Annotated in this window: 23 protein-coding genes; 11 read left to right on the forward strand and 12 right to left on the reverse strand. The window is 62.8% G+C overall.

The features are described 5' to 3' along the window. Positions 1 to 186: 186 nt before the first annotated feature. Positions 187 to 945, reverse strand: coding sequence for a methyltransferase domain-containing protein (locus PGP17_RS03650; RefSeq protein ID WP_270374285.1), 759 nt, complete (start codon positions 943 to 945; stop codon positions 187 to 189). Positions 946 to 1,580: 635 nt separating this feature from the next. Here PGP17_RS03650 and PGP17_RS03655 point away from each other — a divergent pair. Further along, entirely contained in the window at positions 1,581 to 2,117 is a 537-nt protein-coding gene (locus PGP17_RS03655) for a hypothetical protein (protein ID WP_270374286.1), read from the forward strand. Then, positions 2,114 to 3,553 carry a TolB family protein gene (locus PGP17_RS03660; protein WP_270374287.1) on the forward strand — a complete coding sequence of 480 codons (1,440 nt, stop codon included), beginning with the start codon at positions 2,114 to 2,116 and terminating at the stop codon, positions 3,551 to 3,553. The genes PGP17_RS03655 and PGP17_RS03660 overlap by 4 nt, the downstream gene beginning before the upstream one ends. A gap of 149 nt (positions 3,554 to 3,702) precedes the next feature. Here the strand turns inward: PGP17_RS03660 and PGP17_RS03665 are convergent, their stop codons facing one another. After that, the gene (locus PGP17_RS03665) at positions 3,703 to 4,281 is read right to left on the reverse strand and encodes a TetR/AcrR family transcriptional regulator (protein WP_442915132.1); all 579 of its coding nucleotides are present in this window, start codon (positions 4,279 to 4,281) and stop codon (positions 3,703 to 3,705) included. A gap of 203 nt (positions 4,282 to 4,484) precedes the next feature. On the opposite strand from PGP17_RS03665, the gene PGP17_RS03670 reads away from it, so the two are divergent. Then, positions 4,485 to 4,883 (forward strand): RidA family protein, encoded by a 399-nt coding sequence (locus tag PGP17_RS03670; RefSeq protein ID WP_270374289.1) that lies wholly within the window; start codon positions 4,485 to 4,487, stop codon positions 4,881 to 4,883. Between the two features lie 155 nt (positions 4,884 to 5,038). Here PGP17_RS03670 and PGP17_RS03675 read toward each other — a convergent pair whose 3' ends face one another. The 4 genes from PGP17_RS03675 to PGP17_RS03690 all read right to left on the reverse strand — a co-directional run bounded on the left by PGP17_RS03675 (position 5,039) and on the right by PGP17_RS03690 (position 9,357). Next, entirely contained in the window at positions 5,039 to 5,353 is a 315-nt protein-coding gene (locus PGP17_RS03675; RefSeq protein ID WP_135945398.1) for a HigA family addiction module antitoxin, read from the reverse strand. Continuing rightward, positions 5,325 to 5,609: a type II toxin-antitoxin system RelE/ParE family toxin gene (locus PGP17_RS03680; protein WP_270374290.1), complete on the reverse strand. Its 285-nt coding sequence runs from the start codon at positions 5,607 to 5,609 to the stop codon at positions 5,325 to 5,327. Before PGP17_RS03680 ends, PGP17_RS03675 begins: the two co-directional genes overlap by 29 nt. Positions 5,610 to 5,762: 153 nt before the next feature. Next, positions 5,763 to 8,219, reverse strand: coding sequence for a DUF305 domain-containing protein (locus tag PGP17_RS03685; RefSeq protein WP_270374291.1), 2,457 nt, complete (start codon positions 8,217 to 8,219; stop codon positions 5,763 to 5,765). 136 nt (positions 8,220 to 8,355) lie between these two features. Then, a complete protein-coding gene (locus PGP17_RS03690) occupies positions 8,356 to 9,357 on the reverse strand; it encodes an LLM class flavin-dependent oxidoreductase (RefSeq protein ID WP_270374292.1) in 1,002 nt (333 codons plus the stop codon). A gap of 209 nt (positions 9,358 to 9,566) precedes the next feature. Here PGP17_RS03690 and PGP17_RS03695 point away from each other — a divergent pair, with 209 nt between their 5' ends. Then, complete coding sequence (locus tag PGP17_RS03695) at positions 9,567 to 10,280, forward strand: SDR family NAD(P)-dependent oxidoreductase (protein WP_270374293.1); 714 nt, start codon at positions 9,567 to 9,569, stop codon at positions 10,278 to 10,280. A gap of 528 nt (positions 10,281 to 10,808) precedes the next feature. Here PGP17_RS03695 and PGP17_RS03700 read toward each other — a convergent pair. Next, complete coding sequence (locus PGP17_RS03700) at positions 10,809 to 11,063, reverse strand: hypothetical protein (RefSeq protein ID WP_135945393.1); 255 nt, start codon at positions 11,061 to 11,063, stop codon at positions 10,809 to 10,811. Between the two features lie 134 nt (positions 11,064 to 11,197). On the opposite strand from PGP17_RS03700, the gene PGP17_RS03705 reads away from it, so the two are divergent. The 6 genes from PGP17_RS03705 to PGP17_RS03730 all read left to right on the forward strand — a co-directional run bounded on the left by PGP17_RS03705 (position 11,198) and on the right by PGP17_RS03730 (position 17,250). After that, positions 11,198 to 11,887 (forward strand): NifU family protein, encoded by a 690-nt coding sequence (locus tag PGP17_RS03705; protein WP_270374294.1) that lies wholly within the window; start codon positions 11,198 to 11,200, stop codon positions 11,885 to 11,887. Between the two features lie 73 nt (positions 11,888 to 11,960). Next, on the forward strand, positions 11,961 to 13,067 hold the full coding sequence (locus PGP17_RS03710; RefSeq protein ID WP_270374295.1) for a two-component system sensor histidine kinase NtrB: 1,107 nt from the start codon (positions 11,961 to 11,963) through the stop codon (positions 13,065 to 13,067). 3 nt (positions 13,068 to 13,070) lie between these two features. Beyond that, on the forward strand, positions 13,071 to 13,658 hold the full coding sequence (locus tag PGP17_RS03715) for a response regulator transcription factor (RefSeq protein WP_135945390.1): 588 nt from the start codon (positions 13,071 to 13,073) through the stop codon (positions 13,656 to 13,658). 44 nt (positions 13,659 to 13,702) lie between these two features. After that, entirely contained in the window at positions 13,703 to 14,083 is a 381-nt protein-coding gene (locus PGP17_RS03720) for a hypothetical protein (protein WP_135945389.1), read from the forward strand. An 88-nt stretch (positions 14,084 to 14,171) separates the two neighbouring features. Next, the gene (locus PGP17_RS03725; protein ID WP_135945388.1) at positions 14,172 to 14,741 is read left to right on the forward strand and encodes a Crp/Fnr family transcriptional regulator; all 570 of its coding nucleotides are present in this window, start codon (positions 14,172 to 14,174) and stop codon (positions 14,739 to 14,741) included. 211 nt (positions 14,742 to 14,952) lie between these two features. Further along, positions 14,953 to 17,250, forward strand: a complete 2,298-nt coding sequence (locus tag PGP17_RS03730; protein WP_333485395.1) for an adenosylcobalamin-dependent ribonucleoside-diphosphate reductase — start codon at positions 14,953 to 14,955, stop codon at positions 17,248 to 17,250. 78 nt (positions 17,251 to 17,328) lie between these two features. On the opposite strand, the gene PGP17_RS03735 is transcribed toward PGP17_RS03730, so the two are convergent. The 3 genes from PGP17_RS03735 to PGP17_RS03745 are packed head-to-tail and all read right to left on the reverse strand — an operon-like array spanning position 17,329 to position 19,475. Then, complete coding sequence (locus PGP17_RS03735) at positions 17,329 to 17,808, reverse strand: hemerythrin domain-containing protein (RefSeq protein WP_135945386.1); 480 nt, start codon at positions 17,806 to 17,808, stop codon at positions 17,329 to 17,331. Beyond that, positions 17,805 to 18,278 carry a group III truncated hemoglobin gene (locus PGP17_RS03740; RefSeq protein WP_206751106.1) on the reverse strand — a complete coding sequence of 158 codons (474 nt, stop codon included), beginning with the start codon at positions 18,276 to 18,278 and terminating at the stop codon, positions 17,805 to 17,807. Before PGP17_RS03740 ends, PGP17_RS03735 begins: the two co-directional genes overlap by 4 nt. Before the next feature lie 6 nt (positions 18,279 to 18,284). Beyond that, positions 18,285 to 19,475: an NnrS family protein gene (locus tag PGP17_RS03745; protein WP_135945703.1), complete on the reverse strand. Its 1,191-nt coding sequence runs from the start codon at positions 19,473 to 19,475 to the stop codon at positions 18,285 to 18,287. Here PGP17_RS03745 and PGP17_RS03750 point away from each other — a divergent pair. Continuing rightward, positions 19,474 to 20,313 carry an Rrf2 family transcriptional regulator gene (locus tag PGP17_RS03750; protein WP_233342195.1) on the forward strand — a complete coding sequence of 280 codons (840 nt, stop codon included), beginning with the start codon at positions 19,474 to 19,476 and terminating at the stop codon, positions 20,311 to 20,313. The genes PGP17_RS03745 and PGP17_RS03750 overlap by 2 nt on opposite strands. On the opposite strand, the gene PGP17_RS03755 is transcribed toward PGP17_RS03750, so the two are convergent. Together PGP17_RS03755 and PGP17_RS03760 are read right to left on the reverse strand one after the other, a co-directional pair. Further along, positions 20,310 to 20,693 (reverse strand): YbaN family protein, encoded by a 384-nt coding sequence (locus PGP17_RS03755; protein WP_135945385.1) that lies wholly within the window; start codon positions 20,691 to 20,693, stop codon positions 20,310 to 20,312. The two genes, PGP17_RS03750 and PGP17_RS03755, sit on opposite strands and share 4 nt — an antisense overlap. A 95-nt stretch (positions 20,694 to 20,788) precedes the next feature. After that, positions 20,789 to 23,071, reverse strand: coding sequence for a nitric-oxide reductase large subunit (locus PGP17_RS03760; protein WP_135945384.1), 2,283 nt, complete (start codon positions 23,069 to 23,071; stop codon positions 20,789 to 20,791). Positions 23,072 to 23,157: the final 86 nt, after the last annotated feature.

The raw sequence follows: 23,157 nt of genomic DNA on the forward strand, positions 1-23,157 counted from the left end.
TCCGGCGCGCTGAGAGTCGAAACCGGCAAGGAGGCGACTCCTACTACTACCACGACTCTCATCCTGCCGGAGCCCGCCTGCGGATGGATGCAAATTGAGAAAGAGCCGGCGCGCAGTGTAGCGCGTCAGGCGCTGGCGGGGATTAGGCGCGGTGGCTCCAGCCGTGTCCGGATGCACCGGGCTGGCTCAATCGGCCGGTTTGCGCGCCCAGCCGCAGAAGACCAGCTCCCAGACCAGGGTGGTGCCGGCGCGGCAGCGCTCCTGGCGGAGGCTGTGATCGAGCGCCTCGGTATCGACTTCACTGGTCTTCACGATCCCGTACCGCTCCAGCCGGGGCATCACGCCGGCAATGATCTGCGCGATCGGATAGTTGCTGTCCGGTGTCAGCACGTTGGCCCTCGCCTCCACCTTTTCCACCTTGTAGCCAGCCTCGGTGAAGGCCCGGTGCAGATCGTGTCCCATGTTCAGATGCGCGCCTTCATGCTCCAGCATCCGGCGCAGCCAGGACCGCACCGTGCGATGCAGGGGCAGATCGGCGCGCGGATCGTCGGCGGTCACCATGTCGTGTTCGTGGAAGAGCACGAGGCCGCCGGGACGCAGGGCCGGGAATAGTGCCTTGAGCGCGGCCACAGGATCGCGCTGGTATTTCAGCACCCGGCGCCCGACTACCCCGTCCCATCCCTTCGCGTCCTCCGGCGCCGCGTCGAACCCGGCCTGAATGAGGTCCACCCGGTCTGACAGACCGGCCGCGTCAAGCCGCCTGCGCGCCACGTCGAGCATGCCTGCATCGATGTCGGCGCCCCAGACATGCCCGTCCGGCCCGACCCGGCGGGCCAGCATTTCTGTCACGACCCCGGGACCGCATCCGATATCCAGCAGGCGCAGCCCGCGTCCGATACCGGCCTCATCGAGCCATTGCCCGGTCATCAGATCGACAGCATTCATGGGTTTTTCGCGTTATAATGTTACATCGCGAGACAGTCCGGTCTTTCTCCCCCCAGGTCAATGCATCCGTGAGACCGGCCGCGAAATTTCGCCATGCCGGGCAAGCGCGGGGTGGCTCTCTCCTCGCTCTTCCCTCTCCCTCCTTTCCGCCGTCCGCCCACTTTCCTTCCTTCCTCCCTCTTTCCTGACGAAAGTCAGGACCCAGGGAGGACGCGCGGAGCCCTATGCTCTCTGGATCCCGGCCTTCGCCGGGAAAGAGGAGGGAGACGCCTCCGCTTGCCCTCCTCGAGTGCCGCTGCGCGGCCGCCTCAGCATGAGGGAGGGGGCTGGAGGTCCGCTATAACCGGGCTTCTAAAAGCAATGTCCTGATGTCGCCCTGAAGAACACGGTTGCTGAGGCGCCCGGCAAAGCCGGGCCTCGAAGGATGGGATGACGGCGCATCCCGACCGAAAACCTCATCTCCCTTGCCAGTGCGCCCCACCCCGCGCAAACTCCCCGCACGCGCGAATTCTAGCGCGCAGAGCGATGCAGGCAGCGTACGGCCCGGCCTGTCTCAAGCGGGGTGTCGTCGCGCCATCGCGAGCGGTTCGAGGCAGGGCGGTGTATCGAAGCTTGCTGAGCGATGGAGAGGTGGAATGAAACAAATTCTGGCGAGCCTATGTTTTGCGATCCTGCTCATCGGGTGTGAGACAACCGGATCGCGCTGGTCGGCGGAAATGAGCCAGACGCATCTGCAGGCGCTGGAGACTTTGTCTTTCCAGGAGTTGGAGCAGGAAGCGGAGCGCGTCGCTGGCGGCGGGGTATCGCCCTATGCCCCCAATGCCTACGTGCTTTACGCCTACGCGATCGAAGCTCTGGAATCGGGTGATTCTGAACAGCGTAGCCAGGGCATGGACGCGCTCGTGATCGCGGCGCTGGAGGGCGAGGAGGCGATGTCCTACCAGCTTCGCCCGCGTGCGGGCGGTACGCCGGTGGTCGAGCCGGCCACCGTGCGCCGGGGCGGGCTTCCGGAAGCTCAATACCGACTGTACCGCGAATGGATCGACGATCCCGCGCGCGAAACCGAGGCGCTTCTGGTTCTCATGCAGGCGGCGCTCGCCAACTATCCACCGGCACTGGAGGCCTGGGATGCCGAAGAGCGGGCAGGCCGGTTTGACGGAGGCGGGCGGTGAACGCGGTGCGCGCCTTGCTCCTCTGCCTGGGCGCGCTCGCCGCGCTTTTCGCCGCCGCGGCCGAGGGACAGATCCCGGCCCAGCCGCCCATCCCAGACGCTGATCGGATGACACACCAAGAAGCGCTGGCGCTCCACGAGCGAGCGTATCAGGAGGCGATTACGCGCGGTGAGCTGCGACGCCAGGGGTCGTACTGGATCACACACGACCGGACACCGCCTGATACACTTTTCGAGCTTTTTGCCCGCCCCTACCCAAGAGCTCCGCGGTGGAACGACCCGGAAGCGGCGCCAGCCTTGCTGGCCGGGAAGTGGGAGGGCTCATCTACCGATCTCAGTTTTTCTTTGTCGCGCGACGGGCGCTGGATCGTCATGGCGCGTCCGGAATTTCCGCACAACGAGTTGTATCTGTTCGAAGCCCAGACCGGGGTCGGCTGGCGGCTGCGTTACCCGGTTGAGACGCTGGAATTTCTTCAGCCCGCTTTTTCACCAGTGGAGAACGTCATCGCCACTGCGGTCCACGCCATGCCCCGCGAGGGATTGGGAGAGATCTGGTTACTCAATCTCGATGCCGCACTGGTCGACCGGATCGTGACGCCGCGTCATGCGCCAGTTTCGCCGGATTTTTCTCCAGACGGGCGCCTGCTAGCCTTCCGGCAGACTGCGCCGTGGGAAACCTCGACCGGCACATCGGGCGTTTCTCCGGAATACGCTGGTCGGGACGGGGCCAGCTATCAACCGGTTGTCGTCGATCTTGTAGCCGGGGAGCGATGGCAGCCGACAAACGCGATATTTATGGGTAATGTCAACTTTCCAATGATATTTGACATAGATGGACGACATCTCATCTTTCCATCAAACTGGGCGGGCTTCGTCGGTCCTAGGGTTGCTAGCTCAAGTAACCGTATATTCTACACTTCTTACGCCCAGTTGCCGAGCGACGCGTCCGAATTCGCACGCAGCGTGGATCGGTTCTCTCATAGTGGCGCCGAATACGGCGTGCAGGTCTCGGTTTCCCGCGGGGATGGTCCGGCGATTTCCCCGGCCCCGGTATCTGAGTTTCCGTCACAATTCACAAGACTTATCGATACGGTCGCTGGACAGCGTCTGTTTTATCACAGCGGCGAGCCTGTGATGCGCGGAGGCGAGTTTTTCGGCCTCCCCCAAACGCTGACTCTGGAGTCCCGGGACGATGGCGTTCGTATCCTTAGAACCGTACCGGCCGACGCGTTCAATGGACGAAATACCAGTCTCATCAGTGCACGGATGAGTGAAGATCTGTGTACGCTTGCTTATTTCGAGAGCGAGACGAGAGAGCGTCCGGTCATACGGGTCGTTCCCCTGTGCACCGACGAATCGGAATTTCTGATCGATGTTAATGCGACCGCGGCGGAGTTGACCCCGCTAGTCACCGGATGGGAGATGATCAATGAGTAATCTAATCTCAACGATCTTCAGCCGCGGCTATTATTCGGAATATCGCCGAGGTTTTCATCGATTTCGCGTCGGCGGTCCGCGAGGAAGCTCCCACCTTTACCGCTGGCGGGCGAACACCTCGCTCGTATGGAAAACGGCCACTCCGATCTTCAGGAGTGTGTATCCGCGTCCTTCAGCAAGCCTGTTGCCATCAGGCGGAACGCCTCGACGGCCTTGGGAAGGACGGCGTGCGGATCATCGCTGGCGGCAACCCACAGGGCGGCATTGAGCGCGGCTCCGCTCAAGAGGCGGGCGGCGGCTTCGACGTCGACGGGCTTCAGGACGTTTGAGGCAATCAAGCGGGCCACCGCCTGCTTCGTCAGACCGAGGCAGGCATTCTGGCTCGGCCATTGTGACGGGTCGCCCAGGAAGGCCGGCCCGTCCAGCAGGACGATCCGTCGCACCTCCGGGTCCAGCGCCATCTCGATATAGGCTGAGCCTTCCGCCAGCAGCCCCTCCCACTCGCTCGGCGAGGCGGCAGCCGCCTCCCGGGCGCGTTCCGCCATCTCGGCGTCGACCTCGGCGACCACGGCGGCCAGCAGGCCCGTCTTGTCGCCGAAATTGTGGTAGAGCGCGCCGCGCGTCAGGCCCGCATCGGCCGTGAGCTCATCCATCGAGGCGGCGGCGAAGCCCTTCGCGGCGAAAGCGCGCCGCGCGGCCGAGACCAGCCTCGCCCGGTTGGCTTCCATCGTTTCGGTCCGGCGGCTTGCAGCCAAGCGTCATCTCCCTTTTTCATTCACATACGAAACGCATGTGAATTTGACATACGGGACGTATCTGAATAATTGACATACGCGCTGTATATCACGATCCGGCGCGCGCACGAAATTCTCGCCGCCTCCCGGGTGCATTCCGCATCCTTGGGCGGCCCGGCCTCACGAAGGACCAGACCATGCCACAGCGCGATGCCATCTTTCCAAAAGACCGCCACGCCCTTTACGAAGCGCACGGCTACTCCGCCGCGATCCGCTCCGGCGATCTCCTCTTTGTTTCCGGTCAGGTCGGAAGCCGCCCTGACGGCTCGCCCGAACCGGACTTTCCGAGTCAGGTCCGACTGGCGTTTCAGAACCTCGAAGCGGTGCTCAAGGCGGCCGGGTGCACTTTGGAGGACATCGTGGACGTGACAACCTTCCACACCGATCCCGAAACCCAGTTCCCGGCCGTGGTGGAGGCCAAGAGCGAGGCCTTCCCCCAGGCGCCTTATCCGAACTGGACCGCCGTCGGCGTCAACTGGCTTGCCGGCTTCGACTTCGAGATCAAGGTCATCGCGCGTATCCCGGCTGAAAGCTGAAGTGTCTCGCCAGGGCGGGATTCTGGGACAATGAGGCGGTCGGACACGAAGACAATCTCGCTTTTCCTGACGAGGGTCAGGAGCTGAGAGGCCAGCGCGCAAAGTTCGCGTCTGGTCCTGCATCCCATGCGCCCGACCGTCTTTTGATGCGCCTCTTACGCTGCCCTCGGCTCGATTGTGCTCAGATCGCCCTCGATTTCGCGGCGGCGTTCCATGAGGTCATAATCGGCCTGCAGGCCGAGGAAGAAGCCTTCCGACACGGCAAAATAGCGCGCCAGGCGCAGGTCGGTGTCGGCGGTTATGGCCCGCTTGCCCAGGACGATTTCATTAATCCGGCGAGGCGGCACATGAACGGCGCGCGCCACCGCATTCTGGCTGAGAGCCATGGGCTTGAGGAATTCTTCAAGCAGAATCTCGCCGGGATGCGGGTTCGCTAAAAGCTCAGTCGTGATAGTCGACGATTTCGACATTGCTCGGTCCTCCGGTCTGCCATTCAAAGCAGATGCGCCACTGATCGTTGATCCGGATGCTGTGCTGTCCCTTACGCCCGCCCTTGAGGGCCTCAAGCCGGTTGCCGGGCGGCACGCGCATGTCTTGCAGGGTGCGCGCCTGGTTGAGCATGCGCAGCTTGCGCAACGCTACCGACTGGATATCTGGCGGCAGCTTCCGGCTCCGGCGTCCAGACCAGATCAATTCCGTTTCCGGGTCGCCGAAGCTCTGGATCATAAGAGAATATAACGCATATCGTCATATAACGCAATGCGTTATATCGGGCGCCAGTCGGAATCTGGCACCTCCTCGATGCCTGCCTGCTCACCCACGAAAAACGCCGCGATCCGGGATGGATCGCGGCGCTCTTCATAGGCTCTATGGCAGAGTTTAGCGCACGGCCTGCGCCACGCTGTCGATTACGCTGCGCAAGGCGGCAGTGCGCTGTGCCGTAAGGCTCCCGGCCTCTGGCGCGGGCAGATCATCGGCGAGGCTGCGCAATTGCGCGGCGAGATCCGGGTCGTCCGATCCGGACTCCCATTGGGCCGCGCTCTGCTCCAGGGCGCCGGTCAGGGCCGCCGCCAGATCGGGCGAAAGCGCCTCGGCGCGCACAAGCTGGTCGATATAGGCCAGGCCCACCACCGGATGGTCCGGCCAGGTCACCGGCATCTGCTGCTGCGGATTGAACGCCTCGCCCTGATCGGCCAGCGCAGCCGCCGCGATTTCGTTCGGCGAGAGGTACTCGCTCGGCTCCAGCGCGAAGACGTCCAGCCCGCGCACGATCTCGCTGGCGTAGATGCGTCCGTCATACCAGTAGCTCGACCAGTAGCCGCCCAGGACCAGAATGTCCTCGTCGATCGGCCCGCGGTCGAAGAAGGCGATTTCCACCGGGTTCTGCGCATCGGTGAAATCGATCACAGAGATCCCGCCCTGATACCAGGACTGCACGAACAGGTCGCGGCCCGGCACCGGAATCACCGAACCGTTGTGGGCGACGCAGTTCTCCACATCGGTCTGGGCCGAGGGGATCTTGAAATAGCTGGCAAAGTCGAGCCCGCCGTCATTGATGGTGTAGATCGCGTCCGCGCCCCAGGTGTCGGGATCGTGCGCGCGGCAGCGCGGGCGTCCGCCTCCGCCCCATTCGTCGGTGAACAACACTTTCGTGCCGTCATTGTTGAACGTCGCCGAGTGCCAGTAGGCAAAGCCCTGATCGACCACCGCATCGATGCGCCGGGGTGCGCGCGGATCGGTGATGTCGAACAGGATGCCGTTGCCCGAGCACGCCCCGGCGGCCAGGTCGAGCGAGGGGAAGACCGTGATGTCGTGGCACTGGTCGGTGCGGCGCGTGGTCTGCGTGTCCTCGCCGTGATCGCCGCCTTCCCACAGGCCGGCAATGCGTCCGGTCTCGTCGTCGGCGAAGACGCGCGGGCTGTCCACGATGCGCGCGGCGCCCGGGTTGGCCACGGGGATCTCGATGACGTCGATGGAGAACAGCGCCGTCTCCTCGTCGCCCGGCTGTCCGGCGACGCAGCCGGCCAGCTCCTCCTCGTCGCGGATCGAGCTGGTGCCCGAATTGTAGACGACGATGGTCTCCTCGTCGCTGGAGACGACCGAATGGGTGTGCGAGCCGCGGCAGGTCTGCACCAGGCCGACCTGACGCGGCGCCACGGGATCGCTGATGTCGAAGATGCGCAGGCCCCGCAAGCGTTCCTCGCTTACCTCCTCGCTCACGCCCTGGCGGCCGCAATCGATCCGCGCGCGTGTATCCTGCACCGACACGATCAGCAGGTCGCCGACGATGGAGACATCGCCCTGGCCACCGGGACACACCACCGAGCTGATGAGCTGCGGCGCCTCGTCCGCGCCCAGCCGGTAGAGATTGAAGCCGTGATAATTGCCGACCGCCATCAGGTCGCCGGCAAACGCCATATCGGTATTGGAGAAGCTTAAGAAGGGCGCGCGTTCGGAGAAGCGGCGCTCGGCCTCCTCTTCGCTCTCTTCTGCCGCCTCCTCGCTCTCGTTTGCGTCATCGCTGTCTTCCGAGCTCACTTCCGGCGGCAGGCCGGCCGGGTTCTCGGTGTCGAAAAAGCCGGTCGGCTTGGGCAGGCTCGCCACAAGGTCAAGGTTCGAGATCGCCTCGCCTGCATCGCGGAAGCCCGGCGAAAGTCCATTGCGCGGATCCTGCGACAGGCCCGCGAGGACCGCGTCCATGCGCCGTATCTCCGCCTGCTGCTCGCTGTGCACATCGTTGATGAAGTCGTACAGGACCGGATCGTAGGCCGAGCCGCCCTGCTCGAGCAGGTGATCGACCATCTCCACCGCACCATTATGGTGCTCGATCATCAGTCCAAGGAAGAGTTCGTCGAACTCGCTGCCGTTCGCTGCGGCCAGCGCCTCCATTTCGGCCGGCGTCGCCATGCCCGCCATCTGCTCGTGGCGCGCTTCGTGGTGCATGGCGTGGGGGTCGGCCGCCGGGTCCGGCGCCGCTTCGCCGCGTTCGCGTAGCCAGCCTTGCATGAAGGCGATCTCGTCGGCCTGGGACGCGTCGATCCGGCCCGCGATGGCGACCAGTTCTGGCGTGCTGGTGCGGTCCGCCACGAGATCGGCCATCTGCACGGCCTGGTAATGGTGCAGGATCATGGCCTGCATGAAGTCGACATCGTCCTGGGAGTAGCGGTTGGCCGCGATCTGCACCGCTTCCTGCGCGCTCAGCTGACGGCCCGCCTCACCGGGGGCGCCCGGCTGCACGATCGGCGCGTCCTGGGCCAGTCCAGCCCCGGTCGCCGTCAGGCTGGCCGTGATCGCCGCGCAGGCCGTACCGATGAGAAATGCCGTTTTCCGGGCCATGAGCTCCCCCTTCAAGTTATCTCGATCAGGCAAGACTAGCCGACACGGGCGCGCAAACAAGCACGCTTCGGTTTCAATATGATCGCAGGAGGGCGAGGCGGCGCCGCCGCGGCCTGAACATAACTTCGGCCCGGCCTCAGGCCGCCGCGGTCCTGGCCAGGTCCGCCATTGCCTCGGCGGCAATCTCGAACGAGCGCAGGCGCGCGCCGTGATCGTGGATCTGGCCGGTCAGGATCACCTCGTCGGGCCGATAGCGATCAATCAGCGCGCGCAGCTCGCGCGCCACCGTGGCCGGGCTGCCCGTGGCCGAGATCGCCAGTGCCGCGTCGATTGCCGGCAGCGCGTCCGCGGGAATGGCGTCGCGAATGTCCTCGACCGGTCGCGGCAGCTTGCCCGGCTGGCCGGTGCGCAGGCGGTAGAAAGCCTGCTGCATGGTGGTCTTCAGCCGCACGGCCTCCGCATCGGTCTCTGCGGCAAAGACATTGATCGCCAGCATGGCGTGGGGCCGCTCGCACTCTTGCGAAGGGCGGAAGTCTTTACGGTAGCGCGCGAACGCCTGGTCGAGCGCGGCCGGCGCGAAATGGGAGGCGAATGCATACGGCAGGCCATGCTCGGCCGCGACCGCTGCGCCGTGAAGCGAGGAGCCGAGAATCCACAGCGGCACCTGCGTGCCCTCGCCGGGATGGGCGCGCACGCGCATATCGCGCCTTGCCGGACCGAACAGCGCGCGCAGCTCGCCGACCTCGTCGGAGAATTGCTCGGCCCGGCGCGGATGAACGCCCAGCGCCTGCATCACCGCATGATCGCCGCCCGGCGCGCGTCCGAGCCCCAGATCGATACGATCCGGATGCAGGGTCGCCAGCGTGCCGAACGCTTCGGCCACGGCCAGCGGCGCATGATTAGGCAGCATGATCCCGCCTGCGCCCACGCGCATCTTGCGGGTGCGCGCCGCCACATGACCGATCAGCACCGCCGTCGCGGCCGAGGCGATGCCGGGCATGTTGTGATGCTCGGCCAGCCAGTAGCGGTGATAGCCCCAGTCCTCGGCGCGCACGGCGAGGTCTTCCATATTGCGCAGCGCCTGCGCCGTATCCGCGCCCTCCGGCACCGGGGCAAGATCGAGAAGGGAATAGCGCATGGCCGGGCTCCGAGCGTTGCGGGCTCCTTATCTAGGAGGCGGGCGAAGCGTGCGGAAGGGGCCGGGTGCGGGGCGGGACGCAAGACCGCCTGCAGACTATCCCGCGCCAGGCCCTTTTCCTGTGCCCTCTCCGGGACAGATTAGCCGAAGAGACGAGCATTCCGCTCTTCCGGTCCTTGCCGACAGGGCGGCGCATCGAGGAGTAAAGCATGAGCAATTACGTTATCTTTGGCGGAGCGGGCGGTGTTGGTTCAGCGCTTGCTCGAAGCCTTTCTTCGAACGGTCACACGATCCATCTGATCGGCCGGACCGAGGAAAGCCTAGCTCGCGTGGCCGAGGAAACCGGTGGAACGTTCGCAGTCGCCGACGCGACCGACGCTGATGCTGTTGAAGCGGCCATGGAGCAGGGACCCGATGACATTTCCGGGATGGCGTATGCGGTCGGCACGATCGATCTGAAACCGCTTCGCCGCGTGACGGCCGAGGACATGCGGCATGCGTTCGAGGTCAATGTGATCGGGGCCTTGAACGCCGCGCGCGCCAGCCGGCAGCGCATGTCCGGTGACGGGGCCATGGTCATGTTTTCCTCGGTAGCGGCGCAGCAAGGGTTTCAAAATCACACCGCTATCGCGTCCGCCAAGGGTGCGGTCGAAGCCCTGACCCGCCAGCTTGCTGCAGAGTTCGCACCGAAGGTCCGGGTCAATGCCATCGCGCTGAGTCTTACCGATACCCCGCTGGCGTCATCGGTGACCAAGAGCGACGCGATGCGGGAAGGGATTGCCAAAAGCCATCCGCTGCAGCGCCTGGGTCAGCCGGACGACCCTGCCGCACTCGCCCGATTCCTGCTGTCCGGCGAGGCGACCTGGATCACCGGGGCCGTCTTCAACGTCGATGGCGGCCGATCGTCCCTGGCAAAAGGATGACAAGCCGGTAGCCGCGCAGGTCCCCGCCGCATGGCCAGCGGCTTTGCTGACAATGCTCTGAAGCTGTCTTTGAGTGAGCTGCATTTCTTCAAGCCGTCCGGGCCAGTCAGACTGTCTGGTGTCTGGCCATGGCAGGATAGAAGCGATTGAACGAATGTGATGGTCTTGGTGAATCTGCGCGCAAGACACGGGGCCGCCGAATGAGAAAACGGACCGAGCTTCTGCGCAATGGCGGTGAGGGTGGGAAACTCCACCACTTATTGAATATATAAGTAAAACAATTATTTATGACGATTGTGGATAGAATTTTGTACCAGGATTTGTATCATCCGCGGCAAACGCCGGGCGGAAAAACTCTTCCGGCTCTCGCGAGGAACCCAGGAGCAGATCAGTGTCCTCACCCGGCTCGGCTTCGCGAAGGCCATGGCGGCGAAGGGCCGTCACATGCCGACCATACTGAACGACGCGCCGGCCTATTTCGACGATGATCGCATCCAGAAGCTGTTTGAATGTCCAAACGACTAACCATCAATCGTTCTCGAAGTGGCCGCGATAGAGCTCGTGTGCGCCTTCGTCGTAGCCGCGACGCCGACTGATGACGAGAATAGCGGAAAGACCGCCCCCAACGATCAAGCTGAGCAATGTTCCAAGCGCGAGCGCGACCCAACCGTGAGCTCCCATCTCGACGGCCGGCAACTGGCGCCAGATGACAACCATGAACACAACGCAGATCGCAATCGCGGCGAGAACGACTAGCGCCGTTCCGATAGCATTCCTGTTCATACCCAGCCTCTTCATTGGTGATTGATGCCGCATGAGCCGCGGTGTTGAAGCCGCTCAATCTCATTGACATTAAAACTAGTATTTTTGATACCTCTTATATCTCGAGTTAGCAACCCGCCTGGGTTTGTGCCCGGATGTTCATCCAGACCGAAGCTACGCCCAATCCGCATGCTCTGAAGTTTTTCCCGGGCGTCGCCTTGTCGGATAGCAGTCCGACGCGATGGTCGGTTCAAAGCGAGGATCTTTCGGCCGCTCCGCTCGCTAAGGAGCTTCTTGCACTCGGACCGGTCACTGAGGTTCTGATCACACGAGACTATGTCAGCGTACGCAAGGACGTTGAGTGCGACTGGGCAAGTCTGAAGATTCTCGTCCTGTTGGTGATCGCGGACTTCGTCGAATTCGGTCGGCCGGCTGTCATGCTCGAAACAGAACAAGGGGCGCGGAGCCAGAATGAGCAATTAAGTCAGGTCGAGCAGCACATACTGGAGGTGCTCGACGCCTATGTCCGTCCTGCAGTCCCACGCGACGGAGGCGATGTCCGGCTTCACGACTACCTTGCGTCCTCGAAAACAGTGCGGCTCGAATTGCTGGGTGCCTGCGGGGGATGTCCCTCGGCCCGGGTGACCCTGAAGCAGGGCATCGAGCGTATTCTTCGCGAACGCCTGGCCTTCGTTCATCATGTCGAGGAATTCAAGTCGTCAGAAGACGATGCTTCCAAGGCGCGCAAGCAGCGACTGCGCAAACTGGCTGAGGGAGGCGGCGTGAGCCGCCCGCAAACGCAATTTTCCTTCAACACAAAGCCCGTTGCGTCGAAAGGCACCTGACGCGGCAAGTGGACCGGAACGCGCGCGCAGGTTAGCACTCTCACCTTCAGGAGCGAGCAACACGCCACAGTCCATGACCACGACCTACGCTGAAGGCCAGCTAAACGCGCTGATCCGCACTGCGGTGGACGGGATTATCTCGATAGATGCCCGTGGCATTGTGAATCTCTATAATCCGGCGTGCCAGGGCATTTTTGGCTGGTCGGAAGCCGATGTACTAGGGCGCAATATCTCAATGCTGATGCCCGCCCGCTACGCCGAGCACCACGATGATTTCATCATCCGCTATCTGAACACCGGCGATGCCCGCATAATCGGCATCGGACGGGAGGTCGAAGGACTGAGAAAGGACGGCAGCGAGTTCCCGATGGATCTCTCTGTTGGAGAATTCGAGCATGAAGGTGAACGCCGTTTCGTCGGGATCATCCGCGACCTGACCGAACGGGTTGCAGCAGAACGCAGGTTGCGGGAAATCCAGTCCCAGCTCAGTCACATGAGCCGCGTAAGTGCCGTTGCGGAGATGGGCTCTTCGCTCGCGCACGAGCTCAACCAGCCCCTCACGGCGATTTCACTCTTCCTGACCGCGTCCGAGCGTGCGCTTGTGACCGACCCTGACAAGGCACGCGCGATGTTCGCTCGCGCCGAGGCCGAATGCCAGCGAGCTGGCGACATCGTGCGGCGCATCCGGCAAATGGTCGAGCGGGGGGACGACGAGCGCAAAGTCATCGATCTCGTTGAGATCATTATGGGTGCAGCCGAACTCTGTAGGGTCGCCGAAGCGGGGGGGCGTTCGTCCATCGATTTGTCGGGTCTGACCGATCAGACGGTGGAGATTTACGCGGACCCGACCCAGATCCGCCAGGTGATGGTCAACCTCATCAAGAATGCCATCGACGCCACGCAGAACCTCGATATGCCCCGGATTCGGGTCCGGATGGAGGTCGAGAACCCTAAGTGCGTGACTGTGGAGGTGGAAGATAATGGGCCGGGCATTGATCCGGCCTTTCGCCATCGGCTCTTCTCGCCTTTCGTCACGAGCAAGGAGCATGGTCTGGGAATTGGCCTCTCCATTTGCCATACCATTGCCGAATCCCACGGCGGAAGCCTCGACCTTATCGAGGACCGCAACGAGACGCGCTTGCCGGGCGCGATCTTCCGGCTTCGCCTGCCGCTGGAGTAGATCATGACCGACGAAGAGATAACGATCGCAATCACCGACGATGATGACGCCGTGCGTGAAGGGCTCGCGGCGGTCCTGGATCGGCCCGGACGCAGGATCGAACAATATCCGCACGGCTATGCATTTCTGGAAGCAACCGCGGAGAAGAAGCCCGACATTGCCTTCCTCGACCTGAAGCTGCCCCAGATCTCGGGACTCGATGTGCTGCGCCGCCTTCAGCCGGTTCCGTTTCCAGTGATCATGATCAGCGCGCATGGCGATATTTCAACTGCCGTGGAAGCGATCCGGCTCGGTGCGTTCGATTTCGTGGAGAAGCCCTTCACGCCGGCCGCGCTTGAGGCGGCGCTCACGCGTGCGCTCTCGGAATCCGGGAAGGAGACAAGCAGCGTGTCGCTGGATCGGCTCACAGATCGCGAGCGCGACGTCGCGCAGGCATTGAACCGAGGCCTCTCCAACAAGGAAGCTGCGCGCGAACTCGATATCAGTCCACGCACGGTGGAGATCCACAGAGCCCGCGTGTTCGCAAAGCTCGACGTGCGCAATATCGCGGAGCTAGTGCGCCTGCTCTCCGGCATCAGCAGCAGAGTTTGATTTCGCACAAGGTTCCACAGGCACCAAGCCGGTATCAGGAGCCCATGTTGACCGGATGCACACTCTTCCTGATCGAGACCGATACTGCGGTCTTCGAAGCTTTCGAGGCCTTGTCAAGTACGTTCAATTTCGTGCTTCATCGCTTCGACACGCTTCAGTCCGCAATGCAATCAGCCATCGTGAATGCGGGCGACTGCGTGGTGCTCGATTGCGACAACCCGAGCGATGTCGACCAGTTGCTATTTTGGCGTGAAACCCAGGCGCCAGCTTCACAGCTTCTCCTGCTCTCCGGACTGCCAGGGCCGCTTCTGAATATCTTCCGGGGGGGCAACCCCGGGCTGGAGATCCTGGAGAAGCCTGTCAACGGCGACGAGCTGATCGCGGTCCTTTTGCAGATGAAGAAAAACCGAACTCGTCTGGGATAGGTAGAAGCGCGTACGCATCCTGCCGAATTTTTTCGCCGGATAGGATCTGCGACATCAGGCTCAACGAAACGCCGTTGGAGCCTCTCCCATGACCATAAAAGAAACCCCCCGCCGATTCGCTAAGGATGCGCCGATCTACTTCGCGGGAGATGCCGCCGGCCGGCTTCTTAAGGTCGCGTGCGGCGCGGTGATGATCTTCCACATCTACGATGATGGGCGCCGCCAGATCGTCGACATCGTCACCGAGGGCGAACTCGTGCACTTCCAGTTCGATGGCGAGCTCGACCATTACGCCGAGGCGCTGACTCAAACCACCCTCATCGAAGCGAGCGCGGACGCCGCGCTTTCGGACCAGGCTTGGGCGGAGTTCATCTTCGCGCAGATGCGCGGACGGCTCCAGCGCGAGCGCCGGCACATTGCCATGCTAGGCCAGAAGAGCGCGGCCGAGCGCTTGGCCGAGTTCCTCATCCTCGTCTCCGAACGCCTGTCCACCCCGCTAGGCGATATCGAGCTGCCCATGACCCGCCAGCAGATCGCCGACTATACCGGCCTCACGATCGAGACCGTGTCGCGCCTGTTTTCGCGCTGGACCCGCGAACGCCGTCTCGTCGTGACCGGCAAGCGGACCTATCGCATTGAGGGCGAGCTGGCGGCCTGACCGCGACTGTCGAGGCGGGAGCAGTGCGATGGCCGCCCGCACGCGGCGGCCCGATGCGAATGATCCGAAGACCCCGATCACACGCGGAGTTGGGCGGACTTGTCCTGCCGCAAATCGGCTTCGGACCGCTTCAATCAGACTGGGCGGGCCGTTGTGGCGAGTCGCGATTCGCCATCCCCGCACCACTTTTCAAAGCCGATTGAGAGCGCCAATGACCGCCCTGCAGAAAATTTCCACCGACATCTGGACTATGAAATACCAACTCAAGGACGCTCGGGGCGAACCCGTCGACGCGACTGTCGAGGAGACCTGGGACCGGGTCGCCCGCACGCTGGCGGACGTCGAGGGTGATCGCGCGCCCTATTGGGCGAGGCAGTTTCGAGAGGCGCTGGACGATTTCCGGTTTCTGCCGGCCGGCCGCATCGTTTCGGGCGCCGGCACGGGGCGCAACGTGACCCTGTTCAACTGCTTTGTCATGGGGACGATCCCGGACAGTCTCGCCGGCATATTCGACATGCTCAAGGAAGCGGCCCTGACCATGCAGCAGGGTGGTGGGATCGGCTACGACTTCTCCACGATCCGCCCCCAGGGCACGCTCGTTGCAGGCGTTTGCGCCGATGCGAGCGGGCCTCTGACCTTCATGGATGTCTGGGATGCGATGTGCCGCACCATCATGAGTGCCGGCACCCGGCGCGGAGCGATGATGGGTGTGATGCGCGACCACCACCCCGACATTCTTTCTTTCATCGACGCCAAGAAGGACCGGACGCGCCTGCGCATGTTCAATCTCTCGGTCCTGGTCAGCGACGCGCTGATCGAGGCGGTCGATGCGGACGAGGATTGGCCGCTCCACTTCAGTGACACGGTCCATGAGACGATCCGCGCGCGCGATTTGTGGAACGCGATCATGGAAGCCACTTACGATTATGCCGAGCCCGGTGTGATTTTCATCGATCGCGTCAATCAACTGAACAATCTGTCCTGGCTGGAAAACATTGCAGCAACCAATCCGTGCGGAGAGCAGCCTTTGCCTCCCTATGGCGCCTGTCTGCTGGGCTCGCTCAACCTCAGCCGCTTTGTCGAAAATCCCTTCAGTGACACAGCCCGGCTGGACATCGAATCAATGACGGCCTGCGTCGCCACCGCGGTCCGCATGATGGACAACGTCATCGACGCCAGCAACTTCCCCCTGGAGCAGCAGCGCGCGGAGGCTCGAAACAAGCGCCGCCTTGGCCTCGGCATCACCGGTCTTGGCGACGCTTTGATCATGTGCGGCATTCGCTACGGCTCCGAGGAAGCCGTCAGAACTGTTAATCACTGGCTTTCGCGCTTTACCAACGAGGCGTACCGTACCAGCGCCTTGCTCGCCAAGGAAAAGGGCGCCTTTCCGCTCTATGACGAAGACTTCTATCTCGAGGCGCCAATGGTCGAAGCGCTCGACCGCGAAGTGTTTTCGCTCATCCTCGCTCATGGCATCCGCAACAGCCACCTGACGTCGATCGCGCCCACCGGCACGATCTCGCTCTACGCGAACAACACGAGTGGCGGCATCGAACCGGTCTTCGGCTACACCTTCAAACGCAAGGTGCTCCAGAATGACGGATCCCATGTCGAGGAGGAGATCCAGGACTACGCCTACATGCTGTTCCGCGAAAAGTTCGGTGCCGGGACCGAACTGCCTGACTATTTCGTCACCGCCGAGGAGCTCAAACCGGGCGAACACGTCGCGATGCAGGCGGCCGCCCAGAAATGGATCGACAGCTCTATCAGCAAGACGATCAACCTCCCCGAAGACATCTCGTTCGACGATTTCAAGGACGTCTACCGTCTGGCTTACGATATGGGTTGTAAGGGCTGCACAACCTATCGGCCAAACGACAATACCGGTTCGGTTCTGTCCAAGACCGAAGACAAGCCGCAATCAGCCCCGGCCACCGAGGATGTGTCCTGCGATGTCGCCCATCGTCCCGAAGAGCTGCCAGGCCAGACCTACAAGCTTCGCTGGCCGCACAGCGAGCACGCCATCTACGTGACCATCAATGACATCGTCGAAGAGCATGAGGATGCGGAAGGCGAGATCGTGCAGACGCGGCGTCCATTCGAGATCTTCATCAACTCCAAGAACATGGAACATTACGCTTGGACTGTCGGTCTGACCCGCATGATCTCGGCGGTCTTCCGGCGCGGCGGCAATGTCAGGTTCGTCGCCGAGGAGCTCCAGGCGGTCTTCGATCCGCAGGGGGGCGCCTTCATCGACGGGCGCTATGCATCAAGCCTGCTTGCCGTCATCGGTGGGGTGATCGAGCGTCACCTCAATGCCATACGGGACGGCATGGAGCCCGTTAGTATCCAGAGCGCGGACCGGCAGAAAGAGGCCAGCAAAGCAACGATCGAGGAGATCACCTTTCGAATCCGGGAAGCACTTTGCCCGAAATGCCACCAGCCTGCGCTTGTCAAGCTTGAAGGATGTAATACCTGCACCAGCTGCGGCTATTCGAAATGTAGCTGACAGCGGGCGCCGGGAAAGGAGAAGGGAGAGGCGCCGCCTCTTCCTTTTTTGCCACCGCCTTGGCCGTCTCGCGCCGGACTAGGTTTGCTGCGCCTCGAACCGAGGGAAAAGCACGTCGTTCTCCAGATGGAGATGCTCTTCGAGATCCGCGATGAATTCCTCAATTCCCTCATATAACGTTGCCCAGGTACGACAAGCACCCTCGGGAAGCGACGGTCCGCGGGTCAGGCGTCGGATTTCCTCGACATCGGTTGCATGCTTCTCATGATCGCTTCGCATCACAGCGATCGGTTCACTGATGTCCGCTCCGCCGCCGTTACGGATCGCGGGAAAGAGGATAAGCTCCTCCTTCTTCATATGAACTTCGATCTCACCGATCATCCGGCGAAGTGCTTCGCAGAGCCCGGCCGGCGCTTCAGGATGACCGGCATGCACCCTCTCAACCTTGGCTGCGAGATCCGCGAGCCATGACAGCTGTTCGCGGTGGCGCGAATGGTACCAGGTCTCGATATAGCGGGTCAGCTCTGAGGGGTCTTCAGTGTACACGATTCTGCTCATGGCGCTGGGTCCTTTGCACTGGAGGAAGTTGAGCCATTGCGGGAGGACAGACCTTCGACGGCGAGGTGAAGCGATCGCGCGATCCGCTCGGCCCGTTCGATCACGTGGGCCGCACCCGTGGGCGGGCAGACCTCGCGGGCGGTCTGACGAAGCAACCGCAGCCAGCGCTCAAAATGCTCCCTCGAAACCGGGAGAGTAGCGTGTGCCGGCACGGGCGCCCCGTGATAGCGGCCGGTCATGAGCGCGACGGACGACCAGAAGGCCACCATCCTGTCGAGATGAGGTTTCCAGCTTTCGACCCGTTCTTCAAAGATCGGCCCGAGTAAATCGTCCGCACGCACACGCTCGTAAAACTGATCCACAAGCGTTTCGAGCATCTTTTCGTCAAGTCCGGTCGCCTCCATCAGGGCCGACGTCATTTCCGGCCGGGCGGAAGCGGGCTTGGACGAATCGGCGGGGTGATCGGTCATTTTCGGTTAGCGCTTTCTCGGCCCCATCAGGATTGGCCCGTAGCGCACGAAGAAGAGCGCGAATGCGCTGCTCCACATCATGGCAGAAACGCCCAGCGCCGCGAACTGCGCCGGCCCCAGAGCGACGGGCGCCACTACTCGGATCAAGGCCCCAGTCACCACAAGTACATAGATCGCGCTCGTCCAGAGATCGGCGGTGCGCTCGCGCCCGGTATGACCAAGGCTCGCCCGGGTCATGACCGCTAGGGTCATGGTGCCCATGGCCCCGGCCGTCAAAGCGTGAAGGGCCGCGCTGGCCGGGACCACAACGGGCGCGATCATCGAAAGTCCCATGAGAACCAGCGCGAGCGGCAACCAGGCGTAGCCGACATGAAGGATCAGAACGAGCGGCTCCGCGGTCGTTTTCCAGCCCTTCCAGCGCACGACGCGACCTGTGTGCATGGCTCCGGCGATGAGCAGGAAGGCGCCGGTGAACCAGTCGAAGGGGAGTGCGATCCAGAGGACGAGCGCTACGGCCAGCGCAAGCAGGCTCGCACGGTCGTACAGGCCCATGGGTGCAGGCAGATCGCTCTGGCCTTGCTGAACCAGCCAGTTGCGGGTGAAGCTTGGAACGATACGCCCGCCAATCAGCGCGATGAGCATGGCAATGACCGCGATTGCGACGCCTTGCGCGGGCCGCCAATCCAGGCCGAAGAGCAAAGCGGCGTGAAAGCAGATATTGGCGAGCGCGAAGAGGCTTGCGAACACTATCACGGGAACGTTCTTCGCATTGCCGCCCGTAACGACTTCCCGGCCGAGCAGGCCGACGAGTACGACGAGGAATGCACTGTCGATGACTGCCGCAGCGATGCCAAGCTCGGCGTAGAAAAGCATCGCTGCGCGGCCGGCGGCCCAGAGTGCAAACAGCCCGGCGAGCGGCCAACCCATCACAGGCAGCCGCCCCGTCCAGTTCGGCACCGCTGTCAGCAGGAAGCCGGCGACAATAGCGGCGATGAAACCGAACAGCATTTCATGGATGTGCCAGGCGAGCGCGGGCGCGGCGCCGACCATCGCATCTCCTCCGGCATAGGCATGCATCCAGAGCGGGGCGGAAAGCGCCGCCCAGAGAGCACCGAACAGAAAAAAAGGCCTGAAGCCGAAGCTAAAAAGCGCGGGACCTGAATACTCGCGCCGTGCGGCAATCGGATCCTTGGGCATGGCCCGTCGCTTGGCGGACTTATCGGTATTGAGCACGGCGCACCTCGAATTCGTCGAACTGCCGGGCGGAACCTCCAGAGGATTCTCGCCGGGCTTCTTTTTTGCGGACCCGATGGCGGGCCCTCGATCAACTTTCTTGAAGCACGAAGCGCTGGCGGGCATTTTGCGCTGGCTCAAAACTCGGCCTCACGATTTCGGTCTGCCTGCAGTCAGCACGTCGGACATCACAGTCGTCACGAACGATGAACCCAAGGCGCACCGCGCGGCTGGGCTGGCTCTGCATCGCCAGCGGGTGACGACAAGAAAAAAGCATCTATGGTACCTCTTCAAGAACCGGACCTGCTCCGTCGTCCGGACCAGCGCGGCTGACGAACCGATCACTGGACTTTTCTGGGAGCTCTGGATGCGACTGACCGCTCACACCGATTATGCGCTGCGCGTCCTGATTTACGCCGCCGTCGCGCCCGGCGGGCTATGCCGGATCGAGGAGATCGCATCAGCTTACGGCATCTCGAAAAACCACCTGATGAAAGTGGTTCGTGGCCTTAGCGAAAAGGGGTTTCTCAAAACCCTGCGAGGGCGAGGCGGCGGGCTGAGGCTTGCCTTGCCGGCGAGCGAGATCGTCGTAGGGAATGTCGTGCGCGCAATGGAGGACAGCTTCTCGCAGGCTGAATGTTTCCGTCCTGAGAACCGCTGCGTGATCACACCGGCCTGCGGTCTGAAAGGCGTACTGAATCGGGCGGTCCAGGCCTATCTCGCCGAACTCGATACCGTCACGCTGGCGGACATCTCTCGAAAGAACGAAGCGCTGACCGAGCTGTTATCCTTCTCAGACTAGGCATCGGGCCGCGACCAGATGAAGCCGGCAGCGACGAGCATGACGAGGCCGGCGGAGAGCTTGCCTGCCAGCGGTGCTGCGGAAGCCAGCATCCAGACGAACGACACGCTCATTGCGCCTGAAGCGACCATTTTCGCGCTCCAGGCAATGGCGCCGTGCGTCCGCCAGGCCTGGATCGGCGGTCCGAGCCGGGGATGATCGACGAGCCAGGTCTCCAGCCTCGGCGAGGCCTTCGCGAAACAGAACGCCGCAACGATCAGGATCGGCGTCCCAGGAAGCAACGGCAACGCGATTCCGGCAATGGCCACGGGAAGCAACACCATACCTATGCAGGCCAACATGATCTGCAAAGGCGTCATCACGATCTCCTTCTCACGCACCTGCAAGCGGTCCGGCTCCGGAGCGAACTCCGGAGCCGTCCCGAGTGAACCCGGCAGGCAGGCGGGCGGGGGCAAACCTGCCTGCCGGGCATCCGCTATTCGGCCGGAGTTCCGACCGGTATGGTCTTCGTCTTCTGACTGCGGAACCCCGTCCAGGCGAGTTTCGCTACGAAGACGGCCAGCACGCCGGCCCCGACCGAGAAGACGATGTCACCGGGCACCCGCATCCACACGAAGAAGTGGACAAGCTCCGACTGCAGCACTTCCGGCGACCGGGCGAACCACAGTCCCTCGGTGATGGAGGCATGGGCTTGGATGACCCCGACCGGGAACAGGCTCATGAAGACCATCATCGCTAGCCCGCCATTGAGCAGCCAGAAGCTCCACGCGGCCATCCGGTCGGACCAACCTTCCTTCGCGAACAGGCCGCGAAGGCAGAACATCATCAGCCCGATGCCGAGGAAGCCATACACTCCGAATAGGGCGGCGTGGGCGTGCGTGGCGGTCAGGTTCAGGCCTTGCACGTAGTAAAGCGAGATCGGCGGGTTGATGATGAAGCCAAGGAGACCGGCGCCGACGAGGTTCCAGAACGCCACCGCCACGAAGAACATGATGGGCCATTTGTAGGATTCTACCCACTTGGCCGCCTTCGTCATGCGGTAGTTTTCCAGCGCCTCGTGACCGATCAGGGCGAGCGGCACCACTTCCAGTGCGGAGAACACGGCGCCGATCGCGAGCGTCGGGGTCGTGGTGCCGGAGAAGTAGAGGTGGTGCAGCGTACCCAGCACCCCGCCAGTCAGGAAGATGATCGTCGCGAACAGCACGGCATGGTTGGCGGTGCGGCTGCGCAAGAGGCCCATCTTGACGGTGAGCAGAGCGACGGCCGCGGTCGCGAAGACCTCGAAGAAACCTTCCACCCACAGGTGGACGACCCACCAGCGCCAGTACTCGATCATCGACAGGTGCGTGTGCTGGCCCCAGGTCAGACCTGCGCCGTAGAACAGACCGATGGCGATCGTCGAAAGGAAGAGGATGATCGTAAGCGGCTGGCCTTCACCCGGCTGCCTGAGCGCCGGCCAGAGTGCACGACCCATCAGCGCGAGCCAGATCATCAGCCCGGCGAAGAGCAGGATCTGCCAGAAGCGGCCCAGATCGACATATTCCCAGCCCTGGTGGCCGAACCAGAAGTTCATGTCGAGATCGAAGTATTGCTGGACGGCGAGCCACTCACCGGCCATCGAGCCAACGACGACCACGAGCAGCGCCCCGTAGAGAATGTCCACGCCGATCTTTTGGAACTTGGGTTCGTTGCCGCCGAGCGCGGGGGCAAGATAGAGGCCGGTGGCGAGCCAAGCGGTTGCGATCCAGAAGATCGCCAGTTGGGTGTGCCAGGTCCGGGTCACGGCGTAGGGAAGAACGTCCGACAGCGGGAAGCCGTAGAAGTCGTGCCCCTCCACCGAGTAGTGAGCCGTGATCGCTCCCAGGCCGATCTGAGCGAGGAAGAGTGCCACGACGGTCCAGAAATACTTCCGGGTCGCCTTCATCGAGGGTGTGGGCTTCATGGCTGCGAGCGGGTCTTCGGCCGGCGGTGTGGGGGCCGGCTCTTCCTTGCGCCCGGCATGCCACCAAGTCAGAGCCGCGATGCCGCCGATGAGCAGGATGACCGATCCGATCGACCACATGATGTTCGGCGCCGACGGGGCGTTGCCCACCAGCGGCTCGTGCGGCCAGTTATTGGTGTAGCTCACATTGTCGTTCGGGCGCTCAGTGACGGTCGCCCAGCTGGCCCAGAAGAAGAAGGCGGTCAGGACTTCGCGCCGCTCCGGGTCGGGAATGGCATTGTTGGCGATGGCGTAGTCTTCGCGAAGCGCTTCGAGTTCGTGGCCGTTGCCGAACAGGTCGGCGAAGTGCGGCTTAACACGCGCGATCGCCTCGGCCCGTTCCGCGCTGATCACGATCTGGCCGGTTTCGGTGTTGTAGGTGTTTTCCCGGATGCGTGCTTGGAAACGGTTCTGGAGGCGGGCCTGCGCGCCTTCGTCCAGCTGCTCGAATGACACGCCGTAATCGTCCTGCGCCATGATATCGAGCGTGGCGAGCGCCTCACGATGCAGCCAGTCGGCCGACCAGTCCGGGGCGAGATAGCCGCCATGGCCCCAGATCGAACCGACCTGCTGGCCGCCCATTGACTGGTAGACCTGACGGCCGCGCTGAATGTCATCCTTGGTGTAAACAACATCGCCCGCCATCGTGACGACGGCGGACGGCATGGGTGGAGCCTGGCGGTAAAGATCGCGGCCCAGCCATCCAAGGACGCTGAACGACGCGATCAGTATCACAGCCAGGATCACGCCCATTTTCCTGATGGAGCGGTCCTGCATGGTTTTATTCTCCCTCCCTGAAGAGCTACGCCCGCACCCGTCCCGGGGAGCGGTTCCGGCAAGTGTGTTAGGCGAGGTCGCGCCGC

Source organism: Marinicauda sp. Alg238-R41, from assembly GCF_947331485.1.
Taxonomy (GTDB): domain Bacteria; phylum Pseudomonadota; class Alphaproteobacteria; order Caulobacterales; family Maricaulaceae; genus Marinicauda; species Marinicauda pacifica.

Excerpts from the sequence above, each read along its gene's own strand:
- PGP17_RS03700 (WP_135945393.1), bottom strand. The coding sequence starts at position 11,063 with ATGAACAGGAATGCTATCGGAACGGCGCTAGTCGTTCTCGCCGCGATT.
- PGP17_RS03670 (WP_270374289.1), top strand. The coding sequence starts at position 4,485 with ATGCCACAGCGCGATGCCATCTTTCCAAAAGACCGCCACGCCCTTTAC.
- PGP17_RS03710 (WP_270374295.1), top strand. The coding sequence starts at position 11,961 with ATGACCACGACCTACGCTGAAGGCCAGCTAAACGCGCTGATCCGCACT.
- PGP17_RS03690 (WP_270374292.1), bottom strand. The coding sequence starts at position 9,357 with ATGCGCTATTCCCTTCTCGATCTTGCCCCGGTGCCGGAGGGCGCGGAT.
- PGP17_RS03735 (WP_135945386.1), bottom strand. The coding sequence starts at position 17,808 with ATGAGCAGAATCGTGTACACTGAAGACCCCTCAGAGCTGACCCGCTAT.
- PGP17_RS03760 (WP_135945384.1), bottom strand. The coding sequence starts at position 23,071 with ATGCAGGACCGCTCCATCAGGAAAATGGGCGTGATCCTGGCTGTGATA.
- PGP17_RS03650 (WP_270374285.1), bottom strand. The coding sequence starts at position 945 with ATGAATGCTGTCGATCTGATGACCGGGCAATGGCTCGATGAGGCCGGT.
- PGP17_RS03725 (WP_135945388.1), top strand. The coding sequence starts at position 14,172 with ATGACCATAAAAGAAACCCCCCGCCGATTCGCTAAGGATGCGCCGATC.
- PGP17_RS03750 (WP_233342195.1), top strand. The coding sequence starts at position 19,474 with ATGGCCCGTCGCTTGGCGGACTTATCGGTATTGAGCACGGCGCACCTC.
- PGP17_RS03655 (WP_270374286.1), top strand. The coding sequence starts at position 1,581 with ATGAAACAAATTCTGGCGAGCCTATGTTTTGCGATCCTGCTCATCGGG.
- PGP17_RS03730 (WP_333485395.1), top strand. The coding sequence starts at position 14,953 with ATGACCGCCCTGCAGAAAATTTCCACCGACATCTGGACTATGAAATAC.
- PGP17_RS03665 (WP_442915132.1), bottom strand. The coding sequence starts at position 4,281 with ATGGAAGCCAACCGGGCGAGGCTGGTCTCGGCCGCGCGGCGCGCTTTC.
- PGP17_RS03720 (WP_135945389.1), top strand. The coding sequence starts at position 13,703 with ATGTTGACCGGATGCACACTCTTCCTGATCGAGACCGATACTGCGGTC.
- PGP17_RS03745 (WP_135945703.1), bottom strand. The coding sequence starts at position 19,475 with ATGCCCAAGGATCCGATTGCCGCACGGCGCGAGTATTCAGGTCCCGCG.
- PGP17_RS03675 (WP_135945398.1), bottom strand. The coding sequence starts at position 5,353 with ATGTCGAAATCGTCGACTATCACGACTGAGCTTTTAGCGAACCCGCAT.
- PGP17_RS03715 (WP_135945390.1), top strand. The coding sequence starts at position 13,071 with ATGACCGACGAAGAGATAACGATCGCAATCACCGACGATGATGACGCC.
- PGP17_RS03685 (WP_270374291.1), bottom strand. The coding sequence starts at position 8,219 with ATGGCCCGGAAAACGGCATTTCTCATCGGTACGGCCTGCGCGGCGATC.
- PGP17_RS03695 (WP_270374293.1), top strand. The coding sequence starts at position 9,567 with ATGAGCAATTACGTTATCTTTGGCGGAGCGGGCGGTGTTGGTTCAGCG.
- PGP17_RS03680 (WP_270374290.1), bottom strand. The coding sequence starts at position 5,609 with ATGATCCAGAGCTTCGGCGACCCGGAAACGGAATTGATCTGGTCTGGA.
- PGP17_RS03705 (WP_270374294.1), top strand. The coding sequence starts at position 11,198 with ATGTTCATCCAGACCGAAGCTACGCCCAATCCGCATGCTCTGAAGTTT.
- PGP17_RS03740 (WP_206751106.1), bottom strand. The coding sequence starts at position 18,278 with ATGACCGATCACCCCGCCGATTCGTCCAAGCCCGCTTCCGCCCGGCCG.